The organism is Bacteroides sp. 1001302B_160321_D4, assembly GCF_015667765.1.
In the GTDB taxonomy this organism is placed as follows: domain Bacteria; phylum Bacteroidota; class Bacteroidia; order Bacteroidales; family Bacteroidaceae; genus Bacteroides; species Bacteroides xylanisolvens.
Map to the genome: position 1 here is coordinate 1 of NZ_JADPLO010000107.1, position 9,578 is coordinate 9,578.

General features: G+C 42.8%; 7 protein-coding genes. All 7 read right to left on the reverse strand.

Annotated elements, in window-relative coordinates:
- Positions 1-398: 398 nt before the first annotated feature.
- Positions 399-2,504, reverse strand: a complete 2,106-nt coding sequence (gene ccsA / locus KFO40_RS24560; RefSeq protein ID WP_004312533.1) for a cytochrome c biogenesis protein CcsA — start codon at positions 2,502-2,504, stop codon at positions 399-401.
- A gap of 15 nt (positions 2,505-2,519) precedes the next feature.
- Complete coding sequence (locus KFO40_RS24565) at positions 2,520-3,674, reverse strand: Rid family hydrolase (protein WP_004312532.1); 1,155 nt, start codon at positions 3,672-3,674, stop codon at positions 2,520-2,522.
- Positions 3,675-3,695: 21 nt separating this feature from the next.
- A complete protein-coding gene (locus KFO40_RS24570; RefSeq protein WP_004312531.1) occupies positions 3,696-4,403 on the reverse strand; it encodes a hypothetical protein in 708 nt (235 codons plus the stop codon).
- Between the two features lie 23 nt (positions 4,404-4,426).
- Complete coding sequence (locus KFO40_RS24575) at positions 4,427-5,662, reverse strand: porin (RefSeq protein WP_004312530.1); 1,236 nt, start codon at positions 5,660-5,662, stop codon at positions 4,427-4,429.
- 17 nt (positions 5,663-5,679) lie between these two features.
- Positions 5,680-7,146, reverse strand: a complete 1,467-nt coding sequence (locus tag KFO40_RS24580; RefSeq protein WP_004312529.1) for a di-heme oxidoredictase family protein — start codon at positions 7,144-7,146, stop codon at positions 5,680-5,682.
- A gap of 12 nt (positions 7,147-7,158) precedes the next feature.
- Entirely contained in the window at positions 7,159-8,334 is a 1,176-nt protein-coding gene (locus tag KFO40_RS24585; RefSeq protein WP_211146899.1) for an imelysin family protein, read from the reverse strand.
- A gap of 24 nt (positions 8,335-8,358) precedes the next feature.
- Positions 8,359-9,578: porin (locus KFO40_RS24590; RefSeq protein WP_211146900.1), on the reverse strand; the 1,220-nt coding region annotated here is incomplete at its 5' end.

Here is a 9,578-nt window from a genome sequence, read left to right on the forward strand (position 1 = left end):
TCGTTTGGGAAGAGGATGTTTTCATGATGCAAAAATAAGAATTTTAACGCAATCCCCCAAGGTTTCAGACTGAGCCTGAGCTCTCTTACTTTATTCTCTTACTGATATAAAAAAACGTCCGGCTTTCACAAGCCGGACGTCCTTGCCTCTTTTAGAATATGTCATCTATTCATATTCCAAAATGAATACATTATATGGTTTTTTCTAACTTAACAACCAAATAAAAGAAATGCGGGTGAATCACTTCGGCCGATTTCTATGTATTTTTAATGTGGCTACGTAATATAATTATGACTAATTAATTTAATTCTGATACTGCAAAGATAGGGGCTTTCCGCTTTTCCCGCAATCCCCTAAAATGGGTATTCTTCTATCGGTTACTAGCTATATATAGTGGTTTAGGAATTTGCATAACTATGCATCCCCCCAAGAACATAATTTACTCCGAAATAGGTCATTAAGACAGTCAGGAAAGCAAGAATCATATAGATATGGAAGAATAGTGGTTTGCGGAAAATGCGCAGGCTTTGTGAATGGAATGCTACTCCATATACCAGGAAAGTGATCAGCGCCCATACTTCTTTCGGGTCCCACGCCCAGTATCTTCCCCAGGAAACGTTTGCCCAAACTGCTCCCAGAAAGATGCCTGCCCCTAAAAAGAACGTAGCAGGGTAGAGTAGCAAACGGCTGACTAGCGTCAACTGTTCTATCCGGTTGTCTTGTACAGCGTCGTTTCCGGAGACATTGTTTTCCGATTCTTTTTTTCGGAGGCATAATGCCAGTATTCCGTTTAGCATGATGAATGCCAATAGGGCATAAGACATCATAATCAATGAAACATGAATACTTAGCCACGGAGAGACGAGCACCGGCATTAATGGGGTGATCTGGGGATTCATCTGTCCCAGATAAGAGACTAACAACGCAAAGCCGGAGAGCAAGAATCCGAATGGAAGTATAAATGAGAATCTTCGATGGAGCAGACAGGCTATCAAGAGGATGCAGAGTGCCATGAACTGCATTGTCTCATAACCGTTGCTAAGAGGAACACGTCCGCCAATATACCAGCGCAGGCAATATCCTGCTAAATGGAATATGAAAGCAAGATAGAGTGCAACAGAAAAGATCGTTCCTGCTGTGCGGGAAATCGTTTTGGCTTTGGGCGAGGGTGTATTTCTTTGCAGGCTGTTATGAAGTAGAAGCATGAAAGACAACACTCCCAATGACAGATTTATCATAAAAAGAATCTTGCTGAACGGAATCCGGTTGTAGAGTAATTCGGCTTTCACTTCCAGTTCGGAGAGAGGTTGCACGCTACCATCAGTGGGTAATGGCTGGATGAATGTTCCTTTTTCCACCATCAGGATCAGTCCCACTTTTTCATCCGTTTCCTGGATGGCTTTGGCGAGTTTGCTACTTTTTCCCTGTTCTTGTTGCCAGGTTTTCTGAAGACGGTAGACTGGACCGTCAAATAAATCGGTCAAGCGTGCATAAGAAGATTCCAAACCGAGTAAATGATGCAGTTCGGGACTTTTGATGTATATCATAGGTTCATTCTTCCATGAATCCGGGTAAAGAATCCAACCGCTTATAACTTGCTCGGGAGTCAATCCTTTATAGTAGATTTTTCCTGTCAGTTTTTTGACGAAGTCTCTTGCCAGTGTATTGAATGGTACTACCCGGTCATGGTAAATAACCTGTTGTTGTGCCAAGCTGTCTGCTTGTATTTTGTTTAATACACGAAGAGGTGTTTGCTGTGCCTGCATTGTTCCTGTCAGGTAGAAAAGGAATAAGATAAATAATCCTCCTTTTTTCAATAGGGGATGATTTAGTAACTTACGAAACTCTCCCTGACGGCAAAATAGTAGTAAAATCATAGAGATGCCCAGTAGAATGTAGCCGCTATAGGTCACTCTTGTACCCCATGGATCATAATTTACTGTCAGCCAACTTCCTTGACCGTCTTCGTCAAATGAGGACTGATAAAATCGGAAGCCTTGTGTAGTAAAGATACGGTTCATTGAGATACATTCGTTGTGCACGGAATCTTTCTGACCGGGAAGTGAATAGCTGATATGACTGACATAATCGGCGGGAGCTTTTGTCCCCGGATAATACTCTACCCGGAAACTATCTAGCTTCATCGTGAATGGCAGATGAATGTTCTTGTCGCCCTGTGGCGAATGAAAGCTGCTTTTTACTGTATCCGGACGTAAATGCATATATCCTTGTTCGCCATAGATAAATGTAATCATGGCCCCCACCAAGATAACGAGGAGGGAGCCATGAAACAGCAAAACGGGAAGTCGCCGCCATAAGGAACGTCGGATGAGGGCAACAACCCCTATTGCAGCAATAACTCCCCACAAACAACAAAACCAGATTGTGTGATATATATTTCTTTCTACAAACTCTGTCCCGTATGCTTGCTCTATGAAAGTGGCTGCGGCAAGTAATCCTATCAGACAGATGTATAAAATGATAAGTAATCTTTTCAACGGCATATCTTTTTAATGATATTAATAGGGAGCGTATTCCTTATTTTCACAGGTTTTTACTCCCATACATTCCATCTCGATCAACCATCCCGGGCGGCATACCGGCGCATGTACAAATACCTTAGGGGTACAAGGAAAACGTTTGTCGTACATTTCTTTGACGATGGTATAATCTGCTATGTCACGCAGATACACGATCATTTGTCCCATATCATCAAATGTACATTCTGCTTCTTTCAGTAAAGCCTTTACATTTTCCCACATCCGCTCTGTCTGTTTACGGATCTCTCCCGGATATACCACCTCGCCTTTATTATTAATACTTGCTGTTCCGGAGATGAATACTTGGCGCCGGTCTCCATAATCTACATACGTGCCACGTTCAAAACTGACACCATACTCATAGGTGGGATTCAAATGTGTTGGCGCATAAAGGAAATGAATTTGTTCGGGTTTGATTCCGCCAACGGCATACGTGTCCATTTGTACAAGTACTTTGGGGTCAGCATGGCGTCCGCCGATACCTGTGCTGGAGATATAGTGTGTCTTTTCCGTCAGGTTCTGGGTAACGAATACTTCGTTACGTGCCTTTACTACTCCGGCATAATTCACATCCACATTCTGTACGAAAAACCAGGTACGAATACAGTTGGCGGCTAGTTTGCAACCTTGTTCAATGAGCTGCATAACATAGTCGTTTAATAGTAGCCGGGTTTGGTATTCGGAGTTGGCTGCCCGATTGAAAGAGCTGCCACCCCAAAGGTGACGGTAGGGTCCATGCTTGACTTCGAAAAGACCATTATGCAGCATTTGTGTCTGTACTTTCGTCTGAAGGTAAATCCATACTGCTACTTTGGTTCCATTCAATGGTGGCTGTTCTACGATAGAAAGTGCGCAATCCGAGCTTTCAGCAGTAAGTGCCAACAAGGTATCTGCCTGATTGGAAGCGTCGCTCAAAAAGTATCGTTTGAAAATGGCGACGGTCCCTTGCAGTTCTTTTTCCCGTAATTGGTAGTATGTATCTATAATGGCGTTTAATTGTTCTTCATAAGTGGATTCCGGCTGGATTGCGTGAATCATTAAATGATACTCGGAAACACCGTCTGCCACTTCGTATTTAAATATTTCTGCTAAAGTCTTTTCTGATTTCAAGGGTTGTTGTTTTTTGCTGTTCATATCAAAAATTTCTGTTACAAGTTAATTGTTTTCGGCTCCTGCTTTGATCCATGTCCGAATCAAAGCGCGAACTTCACGTTGTTCAGCTCCATTGAATATATCGATGTGATTATCGTGCTCTAATACATCTAATAAATAACTGTTGTTTAAATCTCCAGGAGTGACATAATTCTTTCCTTTCGCAGAATGGGGAGCTTTTACATTAATCAGTGATTGATAGGCTTTGGCTGCCGTCAGATCCAAATCTCCGGCTGTTGTTGTACTTCCTCCATGACACATCACACATTTGGCATTGAAAACTTGCGTTTGGATGCGGCTGAATGAAGCCACTTCGATTGTTGTCTCTGGTAAAGTCAGCGATTCATCCGACGCATTTACGGGAAATGACTGATACGCATGCACCAAAGACATTCCGGACGTGATAACGGCTACGGCAATACTACGCGTGTTTCCGTTTAAGTTGTTTAATGTTACAGTTACAGCTTCTGCCTCGCTAGATGGTTCCAGAATGCGCTTAACCAATATGGGAGTAACTCCGTCCTCACCTAAGGAGATTAATGACATATTGTTTTTCTGCGGCCAAGCATCCAGATGGGTGAAATGAAGTGTTACAGTAGCCGTACGTCCACTGTCAATCGTGTCATCCGGATAGATTTTACCTTCATCACAAGCTGAACACAGGTTTAGGCAGGCACAGGTTATCAATAAATAGTTGAGTCTTTTATTCATAGACAGATTCCTCCTCCTATACATTAGAAAGTGAATTGTAACATAGCGGTAACGCTATGGCGTGATAGTCCCACTCCATCATTATCACGATCAGTCTGCGTGTCATGACCGGTTCTGCCCAGATATTGGTACATCATCTGAAGTTTTAAATTAGAACCGACAAAGTAGTAATTGGCTCCGATGGCAGGCATATTCAACAAACCGCCTTCGTCTGTCCCGTTGCGATCGAATATATCATAACGGAGAGCAGCCTGTAATTTAGGAGTTACAAAATAACCGGCCTGTGTATAAGCTCCCCAGTAATTCAGGTCTTTGTCTTTATGCATGATTTCTGTGAAATGCATATTCATGTAATAACCTTCGGCTGCAAAGTAGAAACGGTTCTTTACCATGGCAAACTCTGCACCTATACGCCAATCGCTGCTACTATGATCTTCGGCCTCGGCATTATAAGATGTAGATACACCGAATTGCATTTTATCTTCTTTCAGATTGTTCGGATTACCTTGTGTGGCTGGCATTTCACCTTTGGGCATATATACCAGGCGACCGGAGTAAAGCAGTTGGGGCAGCCATTTATGATCATCACACATTCCTTTGGTTGCCGAATTGACATCAATCCCTGTGCCATTGAAAATACCTAACTGATAATTCCATTTTCCGTTAATCAAACCATGTATCTGAACACCCAGGTCGAAGCCGGTAGCTATGCTCGGCTTCACAGCATTGATGTCATAGGGCATTAATACGCCACCTGCCACGGAACTGGGCAACACCGGAAATAATGTTTCCCCCAGTGTGGTCAGATAGGCATGCATAAACGGCGTTTTAAACTTCCCGACACGAATACGGAATGATTCTTTGAGCGCTACATCAAACCAGGCTTGTTGCAATAAGGCGGCACCGCTTTTTGCCGCATTCAGTGATAAATTGAATGTAACTTTCCCGAATGCCTTGCCTGTAAATCCGAGTATTGCGTTCGGAATAGCAAAACCACTGTTTGCCCAGTTACGTGCATAAAGGCTTTCCAAACCTTGATCGTCATATCGGTTGAAAGAGAGGCTGGTTTGAACTAAGGCATAGGGCTTGAATAAGAAATCACCGGCTTTGGTAGAAAAAGAAAAACCTTTCTTTCCTGCCAGCGAAACAACATCATTCTCTACATATTTATCATCGATTTCTTTTGCATTTGAATCTTGAGCATAAGAGTGGCTGCACAGAAATGCAGTGAGCGCGAGTGCTAGATATTTTTTTTTCATTGTTGTTGCTGATTATATTATAAACTGTTCAAGAATGTTAGTAAGGCTGCGCGATCTTCTTTCGACATGCGGGAGAAAATGGAACGTGAAGCGGCTCCCTCGCCGTCATGCCACATGATGGCTTCTGTCAGGTTACGTGCCCGTCCGTCATGCAGGAAATAGGTATGTCCGTTGACAATTTCCTGCAGGCCGATTCCCCATAATGGAGTAGTACGCCATTCGCAACCGCGTGCCAGGCCGCTAGGGTAATCGTCAGCTAATCCTTGTCCCATGTCGTGTAATAAGAAGTCGGAGTAGGGATGAATGATCTGATTGCCCAGCCAGGGTAGTTGAGTTCCGTTCAGTAATACGCTGCCTCGCGGGCGGGTATGTAAAGTAACGGTATGGCATAAATGGCATTTTGCTTGATAGAACATTTGCTCTCCATGTTTGATGGTTTCGTCATCCACGTTGCGGCGTGCAGGAACTCCCAATGTCTGCATATATAAATCGACATCTTCCATGTCACGGGTCGAAATCTCTACACCTTGGTTGGCAAATCCCATCATTTGTGATTGTCCTTCGCCCACTTCATGTGGAAAACGGTCATTGGTTACCCCCAGATCCGAAGAGAATCCCAGTTCTACTGTTAAATCCTGATGGTTGGCTTTGTTGCCGGATATTCCAATGTCATATTTTCCTTTTTCCGTCACATAATTCAGGCGTCCGCTAATGCCGTATTCGGGATAGTTACTTTGAGCTGCCAACTGTTTCAATTCATCGTGGTTAAGTGCCATCATCTGACCCATGCCGACATGCCGCAAGGGGGCACGTACCGAAATAATCAGATCTTCGGGCTTTATTTCATAATCATACCAATCTGTTATTTCATAATGAGGAGTTATTAATTCATATTCTTCTCCATCGGGAAACTTGAACTTTTCGGTAGTAGTGGTTATCTTTATTTTGCCTTCGGCTTTTACGCCATAAATGGACTGGTCATGTAATACACGGCCATATTCGGGGAAATATCCTCCGGTTTTGCGTGTAATATAAACCAGCATAGATGAAAAGCCTGCACCGGAACCACCTGTGACCCATGCCGGAGTAGTACGTCCTGTGTTTCTATGGCAAGCTCCGCAGGAATAGCCTCCAAAAATAGGTCCTAATCCATTACCGCTGCCTGTACCTACTCCACGAGAATTGTCATACAAACCATCGCCACGATTGAAACGTGTTAATAATTCACCGGTGACCCAGTCTGCATTGGTGTCATAAGCGCCACTTACGGTAGAAAAAATAGTGGAAATACCGGCTGATAATTCCTCCGGTTTTGCTATTTCTCCGTTTGGCTTATAAATAATGCCGTCGAAAGCATCATGATCACAACCTTGCAGGAAGCCTATATTTATCGCAACAAAGAGGATTCTTCCCAATCGCCTTGGGAGTCCTCCTCGTAATGCTTTGATAACCGGCTTTCCTAAAAGAAAGAACTTAGTCATCATAATTAATATTGTTTATTCTCCTGCTAATTTTCCGCGGACTAAAGCCAGACCACTGCATAAAAATGCGCATTGGTTTTGAGCATTCTTAACTTCAGTAGTAGCGCCTAAATTGTTACGGAAGGGGTGAGGTATGTCATTGATTGCTGTGATTGTTTCCTGAATCTGCTTAACAACCATGTCGTTCAATGTCGGGTTCACTTTTTTCATGATAGAGCACAGACTTGCACTGGCAACAGTTCCGTCTAAACTACCATAGTAAGCATTACGGATGCTGTAAATGTTATCAGTATAATCATCTAAAGAGTTCCAGCTATACCAGGATTCTACGGCTAATACACCACCTTCTTTATCTCCGCTGTTCCACTTATCTACCGGATCTCCGATTTTCGTTGCACCTACTTCATTGGCAATTCCTTCTGCACCATTGTCAGAGTTTAGTATCATTGCAACAGATTGTTTGATATTGCTTATAGAGTAAGTTCCGTTAGGTGCTTTCATTGCATCTTTATAGGCACCGTTCTCCAGATTTTTACCTTCTGTCCAACCTTTTAACAAAAGCTCTGTGTCTTTTGACATACGTCCGACAACAGCCTTGAGGTATCCTATTTTATTAGCATCCAGGTCTGTGATTTTTTTTGCTTCACCATCCTCAAACAATAAATATTCGGCAGTATGGAAACCACGCAAGTTCTGTGGTGCATCGGCTGGTGCATCATCACCGTCGTCTACGTCTCCTCCGACAGCGTCTTCCCAATTTCCGGACTGTAGAATTGCATCAATACCTCCTTTATCCAAAGGCCAGCTATCCAGACTAGGATCGAGCTTATTCAAATCTGCCGGACCATATAGAAAAGCTTCACTTTTTTCCCAGGGTTTACGTGCTGCAACCCAAGCGTCTGCTGCATTGGCTACATCATTATCACTGGAGGACGTTGATAACTTTTGTACTGCCGTGTTTAATGCGGTTACTTTATTGTACATATCTTGATAAGTAGGAATCACTACATCATCTACATACGTTGCAACCGCAGCCTTTAATTCATCATCTGTTGCAGTGCTACTGTCCGGGGTATTAAAACCCGCAAATGGGTTGGGTGAAACATCTTCTTTTTTAGAATCTTCACTACAAGAGGTCATCGCCATACATACTCCCATTGCCATTATAGGCAGAAATTTCCATGTTTTCATTTTCATTGCTATTAAAAATTATATTTATTTTTTGATAAACCAACCAATATAGGCTATGCCTACAGAGACTAAGTTTTCGTCATTATATTTTCCACCTCCTATGGAGCGGTGGGTGTAGTCTGCTTTAATTACTAGATTGGGTAGAGCGTAGTAATTCAATCCAGCTGTTACGGCTGATACCTGAAAACGTTTGTCGGCCAACAAACCTGTGTTAGCTTCTGTCTTTTCCATCGGATTGTAATATTCATAACGAATAAAAGGATAGATACGGGGAGCTTTAGAATGGAAGAAAGAACCTATATTATATCCTGCTTCACCCCCGTAGCTGACTGCATTTTGTGCTACTGTTGTGTTAGGGTAACCGGAAGCTGCTGAAGAACTGTTGTTGATTGTGGTTAAAGCTCCGCTCGCTCCTAGGTTTCCATAAACGGCATTTCCGCGTACAATCAGGTTGTTATTAAAGCCTTTGTATTGCAAATCACCGGTTACAATGGTTACCGGAAATTTATAACCTGTATTTCTCCAAGGCTTAGTTCCGTTCTTTGCTGTCTGGTTATAATAGAAAGAAGCACCTACTCTTAATCCTTTTACCCCATGGTAGTTTACGCGGGCTACAAAAGCCGGACTGGTGAAATTGTTGACTTCGAATGCTCCTTGTCTGCCGTTTTTTATCCAGTCTTCGCTGCGGAATCCTTGTGGATCAAGCCCATTGACTAATTGAAGTTCATAATCAAACCGTCCAATTTCACCGAATACGGCGATACCTGTTTCATGCCAGGTGGAAGGCAATATCGTTGTTTCACCTTCCGGGCGGTAAACTCCAAAGAAATTAATAGGCTCATGATGGTTGTTGGTCAATCCTACCGGTACAATCATGTGTCCGAAACGCAGATTGATGTGCTTATTAATGAGACGGGTGATATGAAATTGTTCCAAAGCTACTTCACCGCCTTTTTCAATCTCTGTTTCATATTCGCCGTTCTCTTCAAACCATTCAATTTCGCGAGCAGATCCCGTACCTCCGTATTCAAATTCGATTTCGGTACTCAATACCCATTTGGAGGAGAATTTATAATCAAAGGCTAATACAAAACGTGGAATGGAAATCTCTCCACGATTAAGTTTACCGGAACCATTGGGAGTAAAACGATTGAAATTATAATCTTTATAGCTCGCCGCCATTTCTCCATACCCTCCGAAACGGAATTTAGTATATTCTTCTGTGGAAGAAGTTTTACGGTTTT